This window comes from Sphingomonas sp. BL-S-30, from assembly GCF_055521475.1.
In genome coordinates this window covers 4,646,618-4,666,272 of record NZ_CM145481.1, presented here as the reverse complement: position 1 = coordinate 4,666,272, position 19,655 = coordinate 4,646,618, and the positions used below count along the sequence as shown (strand labels likewise).

The window sequence follows — 19,655 nt, the reverse complement described above, 5'->3', positions numbered from 1 at the left end:
AGCGCACTTTCCCGGTTATCGCGTAACAGCGGAAAAACGGACGCGGAACAGCGGAACAAGAGCGGTTTCCGCGCGTGAATCGGGCGGAAAACCATCCAACAAAGCTGACGATGAGAAAAAGCGGATCGCGGTTCCGGCCTGAATCCCGACCGTGCCACGCTGCCATGACGATTCGTGGCGTTGAATCGAGCCGCGCGTCATCATGCCGTTGCGCCCGGCGCTACCCTACACCGCGCTCGCATGGGACGGGCCGCCAAAAGCCGCCCCGCGCCTATTCGCCGTCGAACACGGCGGGCATGGCGGGTCCGTCGAACTGCGAGCCGATCTTGCCCAGCGTCGTCTCTTCGATCGCATGGGAGACCAGGGTCGGGCGGTGCCACGCGCGCTGGGTGTCCTGGGCAATCTGGTCGTTGATCTGAACCGTCGGCATTGGCCGTCCCCTTTTCCTGCAGAACGATGCGGGTGCCTGCCACGACGCGACGGCAGCCAGCCCCTTGGCACGAGCCTAAACCATGTTTGTTTTCGGGCATCAAGCACCTCTCCCAGGCACTTGGCCGAGACAGTTACCCGAAAATGCCGTGCCGCGGATATCGAAGCCGCTCAGCCGAAGCTGGCCGCGCGAACCGCCGCTCCGTCGTGATATCCGCCGCGTTCGCACAAGACGGACCGGCCAAAGCCGTCCCGACGCCTGTCAGCCGTCGAACAGAGCGGGCTGGGCGACTCCGTCGAAGTCCGAGCCGAGCTTGCCCAGCGTCGTCTCTTCGATCGCGTGGGAGACCAGGGTCGGGCGGTGCCACGCGCGCTGGGCGTCCCGGGCAATCTCGTCGTTGATCGGAACCGTTGGCATTGGCCTTTCCCCTTTCCTGCAGAACGATGCGCGTGCCTGCCATCACGTGAAGGCAGCCAGCCCCTCGGCACGAGCCTAAATCATGTTTGTTTTCCGGCATCAAGCATGTGCCCCGGGCACCTGGCCAAGACAGTTACCCAAAAATACCGCGCCGCGGATATTGAAGCCCCTTTGCCCTCGCAAGCGCCGAGTCGATCGGCTAGCGCCGCCGCGATGTCAGCGCTCTTCGGCTACTTCCTGCGCAAAGAAACCGGGCTTTCCCAGCGCCCTCGCCTTGAGGCGATCGGCCGCGGACGGCGCGGCGCCCCCGCCTGGGCCGACGCGGCGGTGACACTCTGGGGTACGGCCGTGGCCGATCCGGCCACGCCGCGCGCCATCGTTAGCGACGGTACGGTACACAACCGGCAGGAACTGGCGCACGCGCTCGGCGTCGGTCCGGGCCAGCCATGTGATGCGACGCTTTTGCACGCCGCTTTCGCGCGTTGGGGTGCCGCTGCGAGCGTGCGGATCCAGGGCGACTGGAGCGCCGCCATGTGGGACCCGCGCGAGCGCCGCCTGCTGCTCGCACGCGACCGGTTCGGCAGTACCGCGCTCTATTATCACGCCGCGCCGCACATCTTCGCCTTCGCATCGTCGCGCGCCGACCTGCTCGCGCTCGACCTCGCTCCCTCCGTGATCGACGAGTTGTATCTGGCGCAGGTGCTCGTCTCCTGGTTCGCTTATCATGGCGAACGGACCGCGGATCGGTCGATCGCCCGACTACCTCCCGCGCATCACCTGTCCGTGACGCCGGACCGGATCGACAGCCATTGCTATTGGCGGTTGGAGGACACTCCGGAAACGCGCCTGCCGCGGCGCGAAGATTATGCCGCGCGGATGCGCGAACTGCTCGATCAGGCGGTGCGGGACCGCCTGCCGCCGCATGGTGCGGTCGCAGCAACGCTGAGCGGCGGGTTGGATTCCGGCTCCGTAGCGGTGACCGCCGCGCCGATGCTGGCCAGCGACGGGCGCCGGCTATCGGCCTATGTTTCGACACCGGCCCATGATCCACGCCCCTATGTCGGGCAAAGTATCGGCGACGAAGGTGCCCTGGCGTCGGCCACCGCGCGCTCTGGCGGGACGATCGACCTCACGCGGATCGACGCGGCCGACGTCTCTCCGGTCGGCGCGCTGCGCGAGGCACTGGCGATCACGCGCGAACCGGAACACGCGGCCCCCGGATTTTTCTGGATGCTCGAACTGTTCCGCACCGCCGCGCGGGACGGCAACGGCGTGCTGCTGCTCGGCCAGATGGGCAATGGCGGCATGTCGTGGGACGGTGACCCGACATCCATGCCGCTGTGGCGCCAGATGGACCGCGGACGGGCCGTGGAGATGGCGAAGCTGCGGCTGCGGCGCGCGCTGCCCTGGCCCGCCGAGCGCGCCTATCGTCGGCTCCGCGCCCGCCCCGGCCATCCCACCTCGGCGATCCGAAGCGACTTCGCGGACCGGATCCGGCTCGATGAGCAGCGCGGCGACGATCCTTCCGAAGGCCCCTATCTGCCCGCGCTTGCGCAACGCCTCAGACTGATCCGGCCCGGCGCGCTCAAGGCCGGAGCGATGCAGGCCGAGCTTGGCGCGGCCGCGGGCATCGCGATCACTGATCCAACCGCCGACCCGAGACTGCTCGAATTCTGCCTGTCGATCCCCGATTCGGCCTATGTCGATCCCGAGACCGGCATGGGTCGCTGGCTGGTACGCGAGGCGATGAAGGGCCGGCTTCCCGACGAAGTCCGCCTCAACCGCTCGATCGGCCGCCAATCGGGCGATCTGGTCCCACGGCTGCGACAGGTCGCCGGCGATGTCGAAGACGCACTGGCCGAGATCGAGCATGGCCCCGGCGCCGGCTATGTCGATCTGCCAAAGATGCGCGAGGTCTGGCGACTGATGCAGACCGAGGACAGCCGCAGGGCGCTCGACCTTGGCGGAACATTGCTCCTGCGCGGGTTGATGGCCGGACTGTTCGTCAACGGCTTCGGCACTGACTATCGAGGCGGTCGCGACGCATGAGCCACCTCCACCTTGCGCATGGACTGGTGCTGTCGCTGCCCTTCGCGTGCGACGAATTTCCGCGCGCCGCCCCCGGAGCGGTGCCTGATGTCATCGTGCACGAGGGCCCCGTACCGGAGACGCTGATCGACGCGAGGTTCCGCGACCCGGCGCACGAGACGTCGCAGACCCGCTATCTGATGCGGGCCGGCGCGGCCGGACGGTTCCTCGCCGAAGGCGGCACCACCCTCCTTTTCCAGCGCGGACCGCAGTGCGAGGAATCGCTCTTCCGGCACATCCTGCTGAACCCGATGATGGCGGCGTTGCTGCGTCAGCGCGAGATGTTCGTGCTCCATGCCTCGGGCGTGGTGTCGCCGGATGGAGTGGTGTTGCTGTGCGGCGATTCGGGCGCGGGCAAATCGACGACCGCCGCGGCGCTGACCCAGCTTGGCTGGCCGTTGCAGACCGACGATGTCAGCGCACTTCGGCTCGACGGGAAGGATTCGATCGACGTTCCCGCCGGCGCGCGCCACGTCCATCTTTTCGAGGAATCGTCGAAAGCGCTCGACCTGGACACGCGAGGTCTCCCCCGCAATCCGTGGCACCGGATGAAGATGCCGGTGCCGGCGCTTGTCGAACCGGTCAGGCCGCCGCGCAGGCTCCGCCGGATCGTCCATCTCGAATGCGCGCACTCGCCCGGCATAGAGGTCGCGCGGGTGACCGGACGCGGTAAGCTGCCGCTTCTGATGGAGAGCGTCTACGGCCCCTATCTGGCCGAGACGGTCGCGGCGCGCGCGATGCTTGTCGGCCAGGCCCTGCGGAGCGTCGAGATGTTGCGCGTCAGGCGGCCTCGGACGAACTGGACGATGAGCGCGGTGCTCGACGCAATCATGTCATGAATGCTGTGATGACGGGGCGGATTCCCCCGGACACACAGAACCATATGGAAGAATAACCGGGGGTCTTGTCACTATGTCCAGCCAATCGCGGCCGATCGGGCCGGGGACGATCGTCGTGCGCGATTCAGCGCTGCCCGCCACGCCCGTGGACGACGACATCGTCATCCTCAACATCGCGACCGGACGCTATGTCGGGCTCGACGAGATCGGTCGGGACATCTGGGAGCGGATCGCCGAGCCAATCACGGTCGGCGACCTTTGCGCTGCGCTGGCCCCGCGATATCGCGCCGATGCGGACCGGATCGCCAAGGACGTCAGCGCCTTTATCCAGGAGCTGGCCGACGAGGCGCTGATCCGCATCGAGGCCTGAACGTCATGACCCGCCATGACGAGGCAGCCGCGCTGCTCGGCTGCCTGCGCTGGGATGCCGCGGGCGACAGCCGCCTGGCCGCGCTGACACAGGAGGAATGGCCTGGCTTACTTGCACAGGCCGAGCGGGATGTCGGCCTGTCGCTGCTTGCGCGGCGGCTGCGTCGTGCGTCTCTGCGCCCCCCGGCTCCGGTCGCCGCGCGGCTGCGCGCGCATGGCATGGGGGTGGCGGCGCGGACCATGCAGGCGCGCGCGCTGATCGGCGAGGCCATTGCGGCGACCGGGCGCCCGATGCTGTTGCTCAAGGGCATCGACCTTGCCGACCGGCTCTATGCCAATCCCGGGCACCGCCAGATGGGCGATGTCGACTTCCTCGTCAAAGACGAGGATGCGATGGCCTGTCACGCCTGGCTCATCGCACGCGGTTTCACCGCTGGCGCGGTGCCCGACGACGCGATGCGCGCGATCGACTGGCAACACCATCTGATCTACGCGCCACCGGGCGGATCGGGGCTTCCGTTCGAGCTCCACTGGCGGCTTGCCGGTGGGCGGCTGGACTCTGCGATCGACATGGACGGGGTCTGGTCGCGCAGTCTGCCTCATTCCGCCCTTCCCGACGGCGCACGGGTGATGGCGTCGGAAGATCTGTTCCTGCACCTCTGCCTGCATCTGCAGCACCATGTTTTCGAGGTGCCGCTGACGAGCCTGTGGGATATCGCCGAACTGGCGGACTGCCCCGCCCTGCCGCTTGACTGGCGTGTCATCCAGGAGCGTGCCGCGGCCTGGGGACTGTATGAGACGGTCACGGCGACACTTCACCTCGTCGAGCAAATGCTCGGAGCGCCCATGGCCCGTCACTGGGACAGCGTTCCCGATCCGGCGCTCGCGGCACTGCTGCCCGAGACAGCCGCCTCGCTCGGCAGCTTTCCGGCCATCATGCCCATTGCCGGGGCGCGGCTCGGCCAGGCGCTGGCGAGCGGCGCCGGGTGGCAAGTCCGGGGTGCGGCCCTGCTGCGCGGACTCGTCCCGCCGAGGCTCGAGGTACGGGGTCGTTATGGCAGGCCCGACCAGGGCCTGTGGGGCGACCTGCGTTGCTACGCCATCCGCTTCCGAACGATCTGGCGCAGCAAGCTTGCCGTGCTGTTGTCCTGGGCGAGCGGCAAAGATGACCTGCGCCACTCGATCGACCGGATCAACCGTCTGCGCGATCGTTTCGACCGGCAGCGTTGAGGTCCGGCTCGGCGCGTGCCGGCCGGTGGGTTCAGGGTTGGCGAGGCAGGCTGTCTACCCTCGGGCGACTCCTATGCCCCTGGCGAGCATCTCGGCGACCGAGTCGGCGACCTGATCGGGCGAGGCATCGTCTTCCCACACGCCGTAGCGCAGGCCGAGGAACACGTTCATGCCCATGATCGCCCAGGCATGGACTTCCGACACGTCGGCACGGATTTCGCCGCGCGCCGCCCCCGCCTTGAGCCGGGCGGCGATGCGATCGGCGGTGACCGCATAATGGAGGTGAAAGCTTTCCGGATCGACGAATTCGGATTCGTCGATGATCCGGTAGATTTCCTTGTGGCCGCGCACGAAGGCGATGAACTCGCGGAGACCGGCGCGCTCGGCCGCGATCTGGTCGGGCGCGGCGCGAATCGCCGGGGCGACGAAGTCACGCACCTGATCCGACATGTCGCGCACCAGCGCGCGGAACACCGCGTCCTTCGAATCGAAATAGGTGTAGAAACTGCCCAGCGCGACGCCGGCGCGGCGTGTGATGCCGCTGATCGAGGCCTCGTGGAATCCCTTTTCGCCGAACTCGATGGCGGCGGCGTCGAGGATCGAACGCAGCGTCTTGCGCCCACGCTCGGTGCGCGGGGCCTTGCCCTCGCTGGCCGCCAGCGCGGTATCGCCCCTTGAAAGACCTGTCTGATCCCTGGCCTCGACGCCAGTCCCGACCGTTGCCGGTTGGCCACGCTCACCCGCCATTTGCGGCTCCCTCCCATTCCCAAGTTGAAACCTGGTTCATGTTTCAGTATAGCGCCTTCGACTGGCGCACAACCCGGTAACAGACCGGGCGCATGCAAGCGGCGCCGCAGGAGGGGAGATCTTCATGACACGCCATTATTCCATGCGCACGCTGCTCAATGCCGGCGCCGCGATCGCCGCGCTGACGGCCGCGCCCGCCATGGCGCAGGATGCGCCGGCGGACCAGACCCAGGCAGCCGAAGCGCCCGGCGACGATGCCGACATCGTCGTCACGGCCCGCCGCCGCGAAGAGACGCTGCTCGACGTGCCGGTCGCGGTGACCGCCTTTTCGGCGGCGAAGTTGGAGCGCAACGGCGCGCTCGATCTCACCGACCTGCAGAACATCACCCCCAACACCACGCTGAAGGACGCGCGCGGCACCAACTCCACGCTCGCCGCCTTCATCCGCGGCGTGGGCCAGCAGGACCCGGTCCCCGGCTTCGAGGCGGGCATCGGCATCTATCTCGACGATGTCTATCTCAACCGCCCGCAGGCCGCGGTGCTCGACATCTATGACGTCGACCGGATCGAGATCCTGCGCGGACCGCAGGGCACGCTGTACGGCCGCAACACGATCGGCGGCGCGGTGAAATACGTCACCAAGAAGCTGCCCGACCATTTCGAGGCAAGCCTGAAGGCCACCTATGGCTCCTATGACCAGGCCGACGGCATCGTCAGCGTTTCCACCCCGATCGGCGACATGCTGAAGGTCGGCGTGTCGGGCGCGCGGCTGTCGCGCGGTGGCTTCGGCCAGAACACCAACCTGAACATCGACAATTACAACAAGGATATCTGGGCCGGCCGCGGCACCGTCGAGTTCAACTCGCCGGATTCGCGCCTGTTCGTCCGGATCACCGGCGATTACACGCATGACAAGTCGAACGCGCGCAACGGGTATCGCCTGATCCCGGGCCTGTTGTCGGGCGCGCCGGTGCAATCCAACGTCTATGACACGCGCGCCGGGCTCAACAATCCAAGGAACGACATCGAGGCCGGCGGCCTGTCGATGGCGGTGACGGCCGACCTGACCGACCATCTGACGCTGCGCAGCATCAGCGCCTGGCGCAAGGACAAGTCGCTGACGCCGATCGATTTCGACGCGCTGCCCGCGGTCGATGTGGATGTGCCCGCGGTCTATCGCAACGAGCAGACCAGCCAGGAATTCCAGCTCCATTACAAGAGCGAGAAGCTGAACGGCCTGATCGGCTATTATTATCTCGGCGCCAAGGCGAGCACGACCTTCGACGTGCTGCTGTCGACGACGCTCGCGAACTTCAACGCCAATACCAAGGGCGATGTCCGCACCGAGACCAGCTCGATCTATGGCGACTTCACTTATGATTTCACGCCGCAGATCAGCCTGTCGCTGGGCGGCCGATATACCTGGGACGAACGCCAGTCCTATGTGTTCAAGGCGAGCTATTTTGGCCAGAGCGCCGAATTTGGCGGCAACCCGACCATCGTCGGCGCCCCCTCCACGGATTTCCGCGGCAAGGCGACGTTCAAGCGCTTTACCCCCCGCGCATCGCTCAGCTTCAAGCCGGTCGAAGGCCATATGCTCTATGCGTCCTATTCGGAGGGCTTCAAGGGCGGCGGTTTCGACCCGCGTGGATCGGGCACCTCGTCGCCGATCGCCAACCCGGCGGTTGGCCGGACCTATCAGGACATCTACGATTATCTCTCCTTCGACCCCGAGGTGGTGAAGACCTATGAGATCGGCTGGAAGGGCGCGGCATTCGACCGCCGGCTGACCTGGGCGCTGGACGGCTTCTATTCCGATTACAGCGATGTGCAGGTGCCGGGATCGGTCGGCTGCGTAATCGGCGGCGTCCAGTCCTTCTGCGGCATCACCACCAACGCGGCGAAGGCGACGATCAAGGGCGTCGAGCTCGAGACCAACGCCACGCTGGCGCGCGACTTTGCCGGGCCGGGATCGTCGATCTATTTCGCCGGCACGCTCGGTTATATGGACGCCAAGTACAAGACGTTCATCGGCCCGACCGGCACTGACGTCGCCGCTGTCCGCGTGTTCCAGAACACGCCCGACTGGACCCTGTCGGGCACGCTCGGCACCAGCGTCCCGGTCGGTTCGGGCACGGTCAATGCGTCGACCGTCGTTTCCTATCGCAGCCTGACACATCAGTTCGAGACGGCGAGCCCGTTCCTCGACCAGCCGGCCTATACCTTGTGGGACGCGCATCTGACCTACAGCTTTGGCGAGCGCGGGCGCTATTCGATCGGCATCCACGGCAAGAACCTGACCAACAAGCACTACAAGACGGCGGGCTACCAATATATCCGCACCGACATTGCGGGTAACCCGATCAGCGCGACGAACGTGCCGGTGCCGAACGGGCCCTATGTGCCGACCCTGGGCAAGGAAGGCATCGCCACCGCCTTTTACGGCAATCCGCGGCAGATCTTCGGGACCCTGGCCGTGAAGTTCTGAACCGCGCGACGATAGACGGCATCGGGACCGGGCGCTCGGCACAGAGCGTCCGGTCTCGTCATTTCAGGTGCAAAGGCGATCGATGACCGACACCCAATCCCGCGGATATCGCGCGCTGGCGCTGGCGATGCTGCTGCTCGTCTACACCTTCAACTTCGTCGACCGGCAGATCTTCAGCATCCTGGTGCCGGCGATCAAGGCGGAGCTGAGCCTGACCGATACGCAGCTCGGCGTGCTGGGCGGGCTGGCCTTTGCCCTGCTCTATTCGACCCTCGCTATCCCGCTTGCCTGGATCGCCGACCGGACCAGCCGAACCTGGACGATCACGATCAGCCTAGGGGTGTGGAGCGGGTTCACCGCGCTCTGCGGTTGGGCGGGGAATTTCGCGCAATTGTTCGGCGCGCGGCTCGGTGTCGGCGTGGGCGAGGCCGGGGGTGTCGCGCCTTCCTACGCCGTAATCGCCGATACCTTTCCGCCGGAGAGCCGGGCGCGGGCTCTGGCAGTTTATTCCTTGGGCATTCCGCTGGGATCGGCGGCGGGCGTGCTGCTCGGCGGCTATATCGCGACGACGGTCGACTGGCGGGCGGCATTCGTCGTCGTCGGGCTGGCGGGCGTGGCGATCGCACCGCTGTTCCGCCTGCTGGTGCGTGAGCCGGTGCGCGACCGGACCGTCGCCGCAACCGAGCCGGTGCGGCGCGTGTTCGCGATCCTGGCGCGCAAGCCGAGCTTCTGGCTGCTTGCCTTCGGGGCCTCGGCCAGCTCGATGCTCGGCTACGGTCTCGCCTTCTGGCTGCCCTCGTTGCTCAAGCGGAGCTTCCATCTCGAGTTGCAGGACGTGTCCTATTTCTACGGCGCGATCCTGCTGCTCGGTGGCGTGCCGGGCGTGCTGCTCGGCGGGATGATCGGCGACAGGTTCGGCACGAAGGACCGAGCTGCCTATGCGCGGGCGCCGGCGATCGCCTTCGTCATCGCGGTGCCGCTGTTCGCCGCGGGCATCCTGTCGTCGTCGGTGACGGCGGCGTTCCTTTTCTTCCTGGTGCCCCAGGCGCTGGCCTATGTCTGGCTGGCGCCGGTGATCACCGCCGTCCAGCATCTCGTGCCGCCGCACATGCGGGCGACGGCGTCGGCGAGCTTCCTGTTCATCAACAATCTGATCGGGCTGGGAGCTGGGAGCTTTGCGCTGGGGGCTTTGTCCGACGGGCTGACCAGGCGGTTCGGGGACGAGGCGCTGCGTTATTCGATGCTGATCGGGCTGGTGCTGTATCTGGTGGCGGCGCTGCTGATGTGGCTGGCGGCGAAGCCGCTGCGCAAGGATTGGGTCGACTGACCCAGTTCGTCATGCCGGACTTGTTCCGGCATCCGTGTCTCGGCGAGCATTGCCCCTTATGACGACACGCGGCGCCTGATGCACGATGGACCCCGGCACAAGGCCGGGGTGACGTTCTGCTTGAGGCCTACCGCTCGCGCGTCGCGGCGAATTTTACCTTGGGGTAGCGGTCCGCCACGTACCCCACGTCCCAGGCCGTCTTCGCCATATAGACCGGGTTGCCGTCGCGGTCCTTGGCCATGGAGGAGCGGTTGAGATCCATGAACGCCTTGAGGTCGGCGGGATTCTCGGCCGAGACCCATCGGGCGGTGTCGAACGGCGCCATCTCCAGCCCGGCATCGACCTTGTACTCGGCGTCGAGGCGCGACAGCAGCACTTCAAGCTGAAGCTGGCCGACCACACCGATGATCCAGTTCGACCCGATCTCCGGATAGAAGACCTGAGTCACGCCCTCCTCCGCCATGTCGTCGAGCGCTTTCCGAAGCTGCTTGGTCTTGGTCGGATCCTTGAGCGCGACGCGGCGCAGGATTTCGGGGGCGAAATTGGGCAGGCCGGTGAAGCGGATCGTCGCCTTTTCGCTGAGCGTGTCGCCGACCCGCAACGTGCCATGGTTGGGGATGCCGATGATGTCGCCCGGGAACGCCTCGTCGGCGAGCTCGCGATTCTGCGCGAAGAACAGGATCGGCGAATGAATCGCGATCGGCTTGCCGTGCCCCGTCGGCGTCAGCTTCATGCCGCGTTTGAAAATGCCCGAGCAGAGCCGCATGAAGGCGATGCGATCGCGGTGGTTCGGGTCCATATTGGCCTGGACCTTGAACACGAAGCCGGTGACTTCGGCATAGTCCGGCGCGATCGCGTCGGGTTGGGCCGGCTGGGGCCGCGGGCCCGGCGCATGCTGGCCGAGCGCGCCGATCAGTTCGGCCACGCCGAAATCCTTCAGCGCCGAGCCGAAATAGATCGGGGTGAGATCGCCGCGGCGATAGGCCGCCGGATCGAAGGTGGAATAGCCGCCCTGCGCCAGTTCGGCCTCGTCGCGCAATTTCTGCAGGCCATCCTCGGAAAGGACCTTGGCCAGCGCGGGATCGTCCAGTCCGGTGAAACGCAGCGGCTTGCCCATAAATTCGCGCGACGGGCCTTCGGGCTGGCTCAGCGTATTGGCGTAGAGATCGTACACGCCCTCGAAATCGCTGCCCATGCCGACGGGCCAGCTCATCGGACAGACGTCGAGCTGCAGGATGTCGGCGACTTCGTCGAGCAGCTCGAACGGATCGCGGCCCTCGCGATCGACCTTGTTGACGAAGGTGATGATCGGCACCGAGCGCAGGCGGCAGACCTCGAACAGTTTCCGGGTCTGGGCCTCGATGCCGCGCGCGGCGTCGATCACCATCACCGCCGAATCGACCGCGGTCAGGGTGCGATAGGTATCTTCCGAGAAATCCTCATGGCCCGGCGTGTCGAGCAGGTTGAAGGTCAGGCCGTCTTTCTCGAAGGTCATCACCGAGGAGGTGACCGAGATGCCGCGCTGCTGCTCGATCTTCATCCAGTCCGAGCGGGCGCGCCGGTTCTGGCCTCGCGCCTTCACCTCGCCGGCGAGATGGATCGCGCCGCCGAAATAGAGCAGCTTTTCAGTGAGCGTCGTCTTGCCCGCGTCGGGATGCGAGATGATCGCGAAGGTGCGGCGGTCGGAAATTCCAGTCATCGCAGCGCCCCTAGCGGGTCAGGGGCGCAACGTCACGCCCAGTGCGCATGTCCAGCTGTCGCCGGGCGCGATCTCGAAGACGCCGGGCTTGTCGCGGAGCTCCCCGGTATAGCCTTCGGGGTCGGCGATGCCGTGCCATGGCTCGATGCAGAGGAAGGACGCGCCGGGCTTGGTCCAGATGCCGAGCTTTGCGGTGTCGGGAAAGGCGATGTCGAGCTGTGCGCCGATCGGCGCACCATAGGTGACCTGGCGCGATTGGACCGGATCCCAGATCAGTGCATCGTCGGTGAAGAGATTGTCGCGCAGCGCGAGGATGCGCCCGTCGAGCGGCGACGGGCGCGGAATGTTGCCGATCAGGCCACCGGGAACGATCTGCTTGAGCGAATCGGGCTCATCGCTGTCGAACAGGATGTGATGCGCCTCGCGCGGCTCGCCATAGGGTAGCGGCCAGGCAAAGGCCGGATGCCAGCCGAAGCTCGCCGGCATGGAAGCGCCTCCGCGATTTTCGATGCAGGCCTCGATGTGAAGCGTCGTGCCAGCGATCACGTAGGCCAGGTCGAGCGCGAAGGCGAAGGGATAGGCGGCGCGGGTTTCTTCGCAGTCCGTGAGGCGGAAAACGGCGCGGTCTGGCGCCCGTTCCAACACCGTAAAGGGCATGCGGCGGGCGAAGCCGTGCTGCTTCATCGGATAGTCGGTGCCGTCGATGCGGAGCACATCATTGTTCAGGCGGCCGACGATCGGGAAAAGGATCGGGGCGTGGCCGGTCCAGAAGGCCGGATCGGCATCGGTCATCAGCTCCCGGCCTTCGGCGTCGCGGAGATGGGTGAGTTCGGCGCCGAACGGGTTGATCGCGGCGGAGAGGCCCGACGAGGCGATGTCGATCAGATCCGTCACAAAACCTCCGTTCGCTTCGAGCGAAGTCGAGAAGCCTGACTATGAGGCCTGTTTCTCGACTTCGCTCGAAACGAACGGAAGAGGGAAACAGGCCTCGCTTAGCCAGATGCTTCAGCCCCGCAACACCGCCCCCAGCTTTGTCGCCGCCGCCACGACCTTGTCGGCGACGACCTTCAGTTCCTCGTCGGTGAAGCTCTTCTCACCGGGCTGGAGCGTGACTTCGAGCGCAAGGCTCTTCTGGCCCTCGTCGACGCCAGGACCGGTGAAGACGTCGAACAGCCGCACGCCAGTGATCGCCGCCTTGTCCGCGCCCTTCACGGCGCGGAGCAACGAATCGGCGCCGAGATCGACGGGCACGAGGAACGCGAAGTCGCGGCGCACGGCCTGCAGCGCGGGCGGCGCATAGGCCGGGCGCATGAAGCCGGCCGAGCGCTTGCCGGGGATCGCATCGAGATACAGCTCGACCGCGGCGACCGGACCGTCGAGATCGAAAGCGCGGGCGGTGAGCGGGTGGACCATGCCGAAGGCGGCGAGCACCGTCTTCGGGCCGAGGCGCAGGGTGCCGGACTGGCCGGGATGCCAGGCATCGCCCGACGCTTCGTCAATTGGCCCCATGACCTGGAGATTCTCCACCGGGGCGCCGGCCGCGGCGAGCAGCGCGAGCGCCTCCGCCTTGGCATCGAACGCGTCGAACGGGACGGCCTTGCCCTGCTGCCAGCCGCGCGGGCGGCCTTCGCCGGCGAGGACCACGCCGAGCGTCGGGCGTTCCTTGTCAGCCAGATAGCGGCGGCCGATCTCGAACAGGCGCACGGTCTGCGCACCGCGCTTCAAATTGCGCTCGGCTGCGGCGAGCAGGCCGGGGAGCAGCGACGGGCGCATGACCTTGAGGTCCTCGCTGATCGGGTTGGCGAGGCTCCATGCGCCACCGCCGAACGGCGCGGCTTCGGCCTCGGACAGGAAGCTCCACGTCACCGCCTCGTTGAGGCCGCGCGCGGCGGCCGCGCGGCGGGCGCGGCGTTCGAGCTTCTGCTCGGGCGTGGCCGTCGGCGTGGCGACGCCGGGGATGCGATCGAGCGGAACCGGCGGGACCTTGTCGATGCCCTCGATGCGGATGACTTCCTCGACCAGATCGGCCGAGCCGTCCACGTCGCGGCGCCAGCTTGGCACCGTCACGTTCCAGCCGGCATCGACCGCGAAGCCGAGGCTTTCGAGGATCGTCTTTTGCCGGTCGGGCGCGATGGCGAGGCCGCCCAACGTCTCGGCGCGGTTGGTGTCATAGGCAATGACGCGCGGCGTCACCGGCGGGGTGCCGGCGCGTGTCACGCTACTGGCCGTGCCGCCGCAAATGTCGGTCACGAGCCGGGTGGCGATGGCCAGGCCGTCTTCGAGGAAGGCTGGATCGACACCGCGCTCGAACCGGGCGCGGGCATCACTGGTCAGCCCCAGCTTCTGGCCGGTGCGGGCGATATGGTCGGGATCGAAGAACGCGCATTCTACCAGCACGTCGGTCGTTTCCGCCGACACGCCCGATTCCTCGCCGCCCATGATGCCGCCGATGTCATGGACATGGGCATCGTCGGCGATGACCGTCATGGTCTCGTCGAGTGCATAGGTCTTGCCGTTGAGCGCGAGCACGGTCTCGCCCGCCTTTGCCCGGCGCGCGACGAGGCCGCCCGACAGCTTGGCGCGATCATAGACGTGCAGCGGGCGGCCGAGATCGACCGACATATAATTGGTGATGTCGACCAGGGCCGAGATCGGCTTCTGCCCGATCGCGACGAGGCGCCGGCGCATCCAGTCGGGCGCCTCGCCATTGGTGACGCCGGCGACGGTCTGGCCGAAGAATGCCGGGCAGCCATCCGTGTCGTCGGTGCGCACGTCGGGGCCGGGACCTTCGCCCGCCACCGGATCGACCTTCAGCGGCTTGAGCGTGCCGAGGCCAGCGGCAGCGAGATCGCGCGCGATGCCGCGCACGCCCATGCAATCCTGGCGATTGGGCGTGATGGCGACGTCGATCACCGGATCGTTGAGGCCGGCATAATCCGGGAATGCGGTGCCGATCGGCGCGTCTTCGGGCAGCTCGATGATGCCGTCATGATCCTCGCCCAGCTCTAGCTCGCGCGTGGAGCACATCATGCCGTTCGATTCGACGCCGCGGATCGCCGCGACCTTCAGCACCATGCCGTTGGACGGCACGACCGCGCCGGGCAGGCCGAACACGCCGACCAGGCCGGCGCGCGCGTTGGGCGCGCCGCACACGACCTGAAGCGGGCCCTCGCCGGCGTCGACGGTGAGGACCTGGAGCTTGTCGGCCTGGGGGTGCGGGGCAGCGGTCAGCACTTTCGCCACCTTGAAGGCAGCGAGCTTCTCGCCCGGATTCTCCACGCCTTCGACCTCGAGACCGACACGGGTCAGCGCCTCGACGATCGTGTCGAGGTCTGCGGTCGTCTCCAGATGCTCCTGGAGCCAGCTCAGGGTGAACTTCATGCCCCGACTCCCCCGGACAAGGTGGGCACGTCGAGTGCCGCGAATCCATAATGTTTCAGCCAGCGGATATCGCCGTCGAAGAAGGCGCGCAGATCGTCCATGCCGTATTTGAGCATGGCGAGGCGATCGATGCCGCAGCCGAACGCGAAGCCCTGCCATTCGTCGGGATCATAGCCGCCGGCCTCGATCACTTTGCGGTGGACCATGCCGCTGCCGAGCACTTCCATCCAGCCGTCCGACCCGCCGATCACGCGCTTGCCGTTCACGAGGCTGAAGCCGACATCGACCTCGGCCGAGGGCTCGGTGAAGGGGAAATAGCTGGGGCGAAGGCGCAGGACGATGTCGTCGCGCTCGAAGAACGCCTTGAGAAAGGTCTCCAGGGTCCATTTGAGGTGGCCGAGGGTGATGCCCTTGTCGATCACCAGCCCCTCCACCTGATGGAACATCGGGGTGTGGGTGGCGTCGCTGTCCGAGCGATAGGTGCGACCGGGTGCGATGATGCGGATCGGCTTGTTGCCGCCGGCCGCTTGCATCGCGCGGATCTGCACCGGGGACGTGTGAGTCCTCAGCAGCATCCGCGAGGAACCGAGCGCGGCCCGCGGCGAGCCAAGCTCGCCGTCGGACGACGGGCTTTGCCCGTCGCCGGCCGTGCTCGCCTCCGGCTGCGCCGGGAAATAGAAGGTGTCGTGCATTGCGCGCGCCGGATGAGTCTCCGGGATGTTGAGCGCGGTGAAATTATACCAGTCGTCCTCGATCTCCGGGCCGGTCGCGACCGCGAAGCCGAGATCGGCGAAAATCTCCGCCAGCTCATCCATCACCTGGCTCACCGGATGGACGCTGCCCGCACCGACTCCGTCGGCCGGAAGCGTCATGTCGAGCGTCTCGCGGGCGAGGCGCGCGTCGAGATCGGCACGGTCGAGCGCCGCCTTCTTGTCGGCGATCGCGACCGTCACCGCTTCGCGCAACCCCTGGATGCGCGGGCCCTCGACGAGGCGCTGCTCGGGCGACATGCCGCCCAGGGTCTTGAGCAGGCCGGTGATCGTGCCCTGCTTGCCCAGCGCGCCGACGCGCACCGTATCGAGCGCGTCGAGCCCGCCCGACGCTTCCACGGCAGCGAGCAAATGGTCACGCAACTGGTCGAGATCGGTCATGCAGCCCTCTTCGTATCAAGGTCGATCGCCCAGAGAATGAGCGCGCCGTCCTCCGGATCGTCGCGCGTGCCGGTACGAACGAAACCGTTCTTTTCGAGCACGCGCTGCGAGCCCGGATTGTCCACGCTCGTCCCGGCGGTCAAGCCGGGATGTCCGTGTTCGCGCAGGATCGGCAGCAAGGCAGCCAGCGCCTGCGTCATCACGCCGCGACCTTCATGCGTCGGGGCGATGCCATAGCCGATCTCGTAGCGGCCATCCTCGTCGCGCCTGGTGAAGCTGGTCATGCCGACCACCATGTCGCCCTCGGCGATCAGCCAGGCAGTCGGCTTGTCCGTCGTCGCGGCGACCTGCGCCGTGACGCCGCGGAGCATGGCGCTGACCTCGGGCGGGGCGATGCCCCCTTCGCACTGGACCAGCCCGTCAGCGCGCGATTCCTCGCCCAGCAGCCAGGCATAGTCACGGTCAGTCATGGGGTGGAGCGTGATCATCAACTCGATTCCCAACGAAAAGGGCGCGGGTGGAAAACCACCCGCGCCCCAAATTTCGGTCGCTACAGGTCGCTCAGGCGGCCTGGGGCAGAGCCGCCTTCGCCTGCGCGATGATGGCGCTAAACGCAGCACCTTCGTGCATCGCGATGTCGGCCAGGACCTTCCGGTCGAGTTCGACGCCGGCGAGCTTCAGGCCGTGCATGAAGGTGCCATAGGTGAGGCCCTCAACGCGGACGGCCGCGTTGATGCGCTGGATCCAGAGCGCCCGGAACGAGCGCTTCTTCACCTTGCGGTCACGATAGGCGTACTGGCCGGCCTTTTCGACGGCCTGACGGGCGATGCGGATCGTGTTCTTGCGACGGCCATAATAGCCCTTCGCCTGATCGAGGATCCGGTTATGCTTTGCGCGGGTGGTTACACCCCGTTTTACGCGTGCCATTCTCTATATCCTCCAGTTCAGCTCAGACCGTAAGGCGCCCAGGCCTTCACGGTTGCGGTGTCTGCCTTGGACAGGACCGAGGTGCCGCGGTTCTGGCGGATATACTTGCCGTTGTGGCTGATCAGGCGGTGGCGCTTGCCGGCGACGCCATGCTTCAGCTTTCCGGTGGCAGTGAGCGTGAAGCGCTTCTTCACGCCGCTCTTCGTCTTGAGTTTGGGCATTTTCGTCTCCTCATATTCGCGACGATCTATGAACGGCCACGGCAGCCCATACCGGCCGGGCAGTTCCTCTTACTCGCGGAAAGGCGGGCGCATAGCGGCATGCCCCGTGGAATGCAACCTTTTGGAACTTGCGGCGTGCGCGAACGGTTGGAGGGCGATGGATTTGCCGCCTAAAACCAACCCCGCCGAAGAAACGGCTGCGGATAGGGTCGAAGAACCGCCCGTCGCGACCGAATCGGCCGCGGAAACGCCAAGTACCGGGCGGCGGCTTTCCAAGCCATGGCGAATCGTGCGCAACGTGGTGCTTGGCGTTATCGGCACGATCTTCCTTGCCTGGCTGATCCTGTACATCACCAAGGGCCGGTTCCTGAAGCATCCGTTCGAACGGACCGTCGCGGCGATGACACACCGCACGGTGAAGGTGCCGGGCGACTTCCAGCTCTATTTCGATCCGATCACCATCCATTTCGTCGCCGAGGGGATGACGATCTCCAATCCGGCTTGGGCGTCCAAACCCAATTTGTTCGAGGCAAAGCGAATCGATACGCGAATCGCCACCTTCCCGCTGATCTTCGGCAATCGCCGGATCCGGTGGCTCGACATGCTCGACGGCGCGGTGGATCTGGAATGGAGCAAGGACCGCAAGAGCAACACCTGGACGTTCAGCGAGGGCAAGGGAAAACCCTTCGAGATGCCGCTGATCCGCCGTGCGACCGTTTCGGGGACCACGCTGCGCTATGTCGATCCCAGGCTGCAGTTATCAGTCGATCTCGCTTTCCAGACGATCAAGGCGAGCGACACGCGGTTCGAGAATACGATCCAGTTCACCGGCAAGGGTATCGAGCGGACGACGCCCTTCACGCTGTATGGGGCGATGCTGACGCCGAACGCCACCGTGACCAACGGCAAGAACCAGCTCGAAATGCATATCAAGGCGGCGCGGACCGCAATCGACGTTTCAGGCACGCTCGACGCGCCGACGCGAATCGAAGGCGCGAACCTGAAGGTCACCGCGCGCGGCACCAACATCGCCGATCTGTTCAGCATCATCGGCGTGGCAGTGCCCGAGACCCGTTCCTATCGGCTCGATTCGGCGCTGACCAAGGTCGGCGACGAGTATCGCTTCACGGGGCTGAAAGGCCATTTCGGCGACAGCGATATCGGTGGCAAGCTGACGGTGGCGATGATCGAGCCCCGGCTGAAGATTACCGCGGCGCTGGCGACCCGCACCCTGGATATCGTCGATGTGGCGCCGTTCATCGGCTATAACCCGGATGAGGTCGCAGCCCGGGGCAAGGCGGGTGTGATCACGCAGGTCGGCGGCGCGCCGCGGCTGCTGCCCGATGCGACCCTGCGCGTCGAGGCGCTGCGCAATTTCGATGCGGCCGTGCAGTACAAAGTGCGGTCGCTGCGGGCGAAGAGCGTGCCGGTGTCGAACATCGACCTGACGCTCGGGCTCGACAACAGCCTGCTGACGCTATCGCCGCTGACCTTCGACATGGCGCGCGGGCATGTGTCGTCGGACATCAAGATCAATGCGCGCCAGCCGGTGGTGCACACCGATTACGATATCCGCCTGTCGCCGACGCCGATGGGCGTTCTGCTGGCTGGCTATGGGGTGGACGAGGCCGGCACCAGCGGCACGGTGAAGGCACGGATTCAGCTGACCGGGGACGGCGATACCGTCCACGAATCGCTGTCGACCTCGAATGGTCGGATCGCGATCATCATTCCGGCCGGCAGTTTCTGGACGCGCAACGTGCAGCTGTCCGAGCTCGATATCGGCACCTTTGTCCAGAAGATGTTCGAGGGGAAATTGAAGGAACCGGTGCGGATCAATTGCGGGCTGATCGCCTTTACCGTGCGACGCGGCATCGCGGCGGCGGACCCGATCCTGATCGACACGAAGAAGAACGTGATTCTGGGTCGCGGCGGATTCAGCTTCCGGAACGAATCGCTCGACCTCGCCTTCCGCGCGGATGCGAAGAAGTTCAGCCTGTTCTCCGCCCAGTCGCCGGTCGGGCTGAACGGCTATTTCGCCAAGCCGGCGATCGACGTGATCAGCCCGGAGCTGATCGGTCGAGCCGGCGCGGGGCTCGGCCTTGCGGTGGTGGCGAGCCCGATCGCGGGTATCCTGGCCTTTGTCGATATCGGCGATGCCAAGAGCGCGGCGTGTGGCCCGGTACTGTCGGGCGCGACCGCCAGAGCGCAACGCACCACCAAGGGGTTGCCGCGCGACGATGTCGGCCATGGCACCACGGCCAAGGCGGAAAGCGGGAAAAAGACGCCGCAGGAGCGCAAGGAGCAGAAGAAGAAGTTCCTGGGGATCTTCTGACGCGAA

At 66.3% G+C, this 19,655-nt stretch carries 18 protein-coding genes; 7 read left to right on the top strand and 11 right to left on the bottom strand.

Features of this window, described 5'->3' with window-relative positions; translation table 11 throughout:
- Positions 1-15: 15 nt before the first annotated feature.
- From ACZ1I5_RS21915 to ACZ1I5_RS21905, 3 genes are all read right to left on the bottom strand, one after another.
- Positions 16-204: a hypothetical protein gene (locus ACZ1I5_RS21915; protein WP_465171343.1), complete on the bottom strand. Its 189-nt coding sequence runs from the start codon at positions 202-204 to the stop codon at positions 16-18.
- A gap of 67 nt (positions 205-271) precedes the next feature.
- Positions 272-430, bottom strand: a complete 159-nt coding sequence (locus ACZ1I5_RS21910) for a hypothetical protein (protein WP_465171342.1) — start codon at positions 428-430, stop codon at positions 272-274.
- Between the two features lie 261 nt (positions 431-691).
- The gene (locus tag ACZ1I5_RS21905; protein WP_465171341.1) at positions 692-847 is read right to left on the bottom strand and encodes a hypothetical protein; all 156 of its coding nucleotides are present in this window, start codon (positions 845-847) and stop codon (positions 692-694) included.
- 213 nt (positions 848-1,060) lie between these two features.
- On the opposite strand from ACZ1I5_RS21905, the gene ACZ1I5_RS21900 reads away from it, so the two are divergent.
- From ACZ1I5_RS21900 to ACZ1I5_RS21885, 4 genes are all read left to right on the top strand, one after another.
- The gene (locus ACZ1I5_RS21900; RefSeq protein ID WP_465171340.1) at positions 1,061-2,896 is read left to right on the top strand and encodes an asparagine synthase-related protein; all 1,836 of its coding nucleotides are present in this window, start codon (positions 1,061-1,063) and stop codon (positions 2,894-2,896) included.
- The gene (locus ACZ1I5_RS21895; protein WP_465171339.1) at positions 2,893-3,774 is read left to right on the top strand and encodes a hypothetical protein; all 882 of its coding nucleotides are present in this window, start codon (positions 2,893-2,895) and stop codon (positions 3,772-3,774) included. Before ACZ1I5_RS21900 ends, ACZ1I5_RS21895 begins: the two co-directional genes overlap by 4 nt.
- 73 nt (positions 3,775-3,847) lie before the next feature.
- Positions 3,848-4,144: a PqqD family protein gene (locus tag ACZ1I5_RS21890; protein WP_465171338.1), complete on the top strand. Its 297-nt coding sequence runs from the start codon at positions 3,848-3,850 to the stop codon at positions 4,142-4,144.
- A 5-nt stretch (positions 4,145-4,149) separates the two neighbouring features.
- Positions 4,150-5,373, top strand: coding sequence for a nucleotidyltransferase family protein (locus tag ACZ1I5_RS21885; protein WP_465171337.1), 1,224 nt, complete (start codon positions 4,150-4,152; stop codon positions 5,371-5,373).
- A gap of 54 nt (positions 5,374-5,427) precedes the next feature.
- On the opposite strand, the gene ACZ1I5_RS21880 is transcribed toward ACZ1I5_RS21885, so the two are convergent.
- Positions 5,428-6,120 carry a TetR/AcrR family transcriptional regulator gene (locus tag ACZ1I5_RS21880; protein ID WP_465171336.1) on the bottom strand — a complete coding sequence of 231 codons (693 nt, stop codon included), beginning with the start codon at positions 6,118-6,120 and terminating at the stop codon, positions 5,428-5,430.
- A 124-nt stretch (positions 6,121-6,244) separates the two neighbouring features.
- On the opposite strand from ACZ1I5_RS21880, the gene ACZ1I5_RS21875 reads away from it, so the two are divergent.
- Positions 6,245-8,608: a TonB-dependent receptor gene (locus tag ACZ1I5_RS21875; protein WP_465171335.1), complete on the top strand. Its 2,364-nt coding sequence runs from the start codon at positions 6,245-6,247 to the stop codon at positions 8,606-8,608.
- A gap of 82 nt (positions 8,609-8,690) precedes the next feature.
- Positions 8,691-9,935, top strand: coding sequence for a spinster family MFS transporter (locus tag ACZ1I5_RS21870; protein WP_465171334.1), 1,245 nt, complete (start codon positions 8,691-8,693; stop codon positions 9,933-9,935).
- 127 nt (positions 9,936-10,062) lie between these two features.
- Here ACZ1I5_RS21870 and ACZ1I5_RS21865 read toward each other — a convergent pair whose 3' ends face one another.
- The 7 genes from ACZ1I5_RS21865 to rpmI form a co-directional block, all read right to left on the bottom strand.
- Positions 10,063-11,634 carry a peptide chain release factor 3 gene (locus ACZ1I5_RS21865; protein WP_465171333.1) on the bottom strand — a complete coding sequence of 524 codons (1,572 nt, stop codon included), beginning with the start codon at positions 11,632-11,634 and terminating at the stop codon, positions 10,063-10,065.
- An 18-nt stretch (positions 11,635-11,652) separates the two neighbouring features.
- Positions 11,653-12,528, bottom strand: a complete 876-nt coding sequence (locus ACZ1I5_RS21860; RefSeq protein ID WP_465171332.1) for an aldose 1-epimerase family protein — start codon at positions 12,526-12,528, stop codon at positions 11,653-11,655.
- A gap of 111 nt (positions 12,529-12,639) precedes the next feature.
- Positions 12,640-15,015 (bottom strand): phenylalanine--tRNA ligase subunit beta, encoded by a 2,376-nt coding sequence (pheT, locus tag ACZ1I5_RS21855; RefSeq protein ID WP_465171331.1) that lies wholly within the window; start codon positions 15,013-15,015, stop codon positions 12,640-12,642.
- Entirely contained in the window at positions 15,012-16,166 is a 1,155-nt protein-coding gene (pheS, locus tag ACZ1I5_RS21850; protein ID WP_465171330.1) for a phenylalanine--tRNA ligase subunit alpha, read from the bottom strand. Before pheS ends, pheT begins: the two co-directional genes overlap by 4 nt.
- Positions 16,163-16,654, bottom strand: a complete 492-nt coding sequence (locus ACZ1I5_RS21845) for a GNAT family N-acetyltransferase (RefSeq protein ID WP_465171329.1) — start codon at positions 16,652-16,654, stop codon at positions 16,163-16,165. The genes pheS and ACZ1I5_RS21845 overlap by 4 nt, the downstream gene beginning before the upstream one ends.
- A 73-nt stretch (positions 16,655-16,727) precedes the next feature.
- Positions 16,728-17,093 (bottom strand): 50S ribosomal protein L20, encoded by a 366-nt coding sequence (gene rplT / locus ACZ1I5_RS21840; protein WP_272623763.1) that lies wholly within the window; start codon positions 17,091-17,093, stop codon positions 16,728-16,730.
- Positions 17,094-17,110: 17 nt separating this feature from the next.
- Positions 17,111-17,314, bottom strand: coding sequence for a 50S ribosomal protein L35 (gene rpmI / locus ACZ1I5_RS21835; protein ID WP_272623764.1), 204 nt, complete (start codon positions 17,312-17,314; stop codon positions 17,111-17,113).
- A gap of 157 nt (positions 17,315-17,471) precedes the next feature.
- On the opposite strand from rpmI, the gene ACZ1I5_RS21830 reads away from it, so the two are divergent.
- Entirely contained in the window at positions 17,472-19,649 is a 2,178-nt protein-coding gene (locus tag ACZ1I5_RS21830) for an AsmA family protein (protein WP_465171328.1), read from the top strand.
- Positions 19,650-19,655 lie beyond the last annotated feature (6 nt).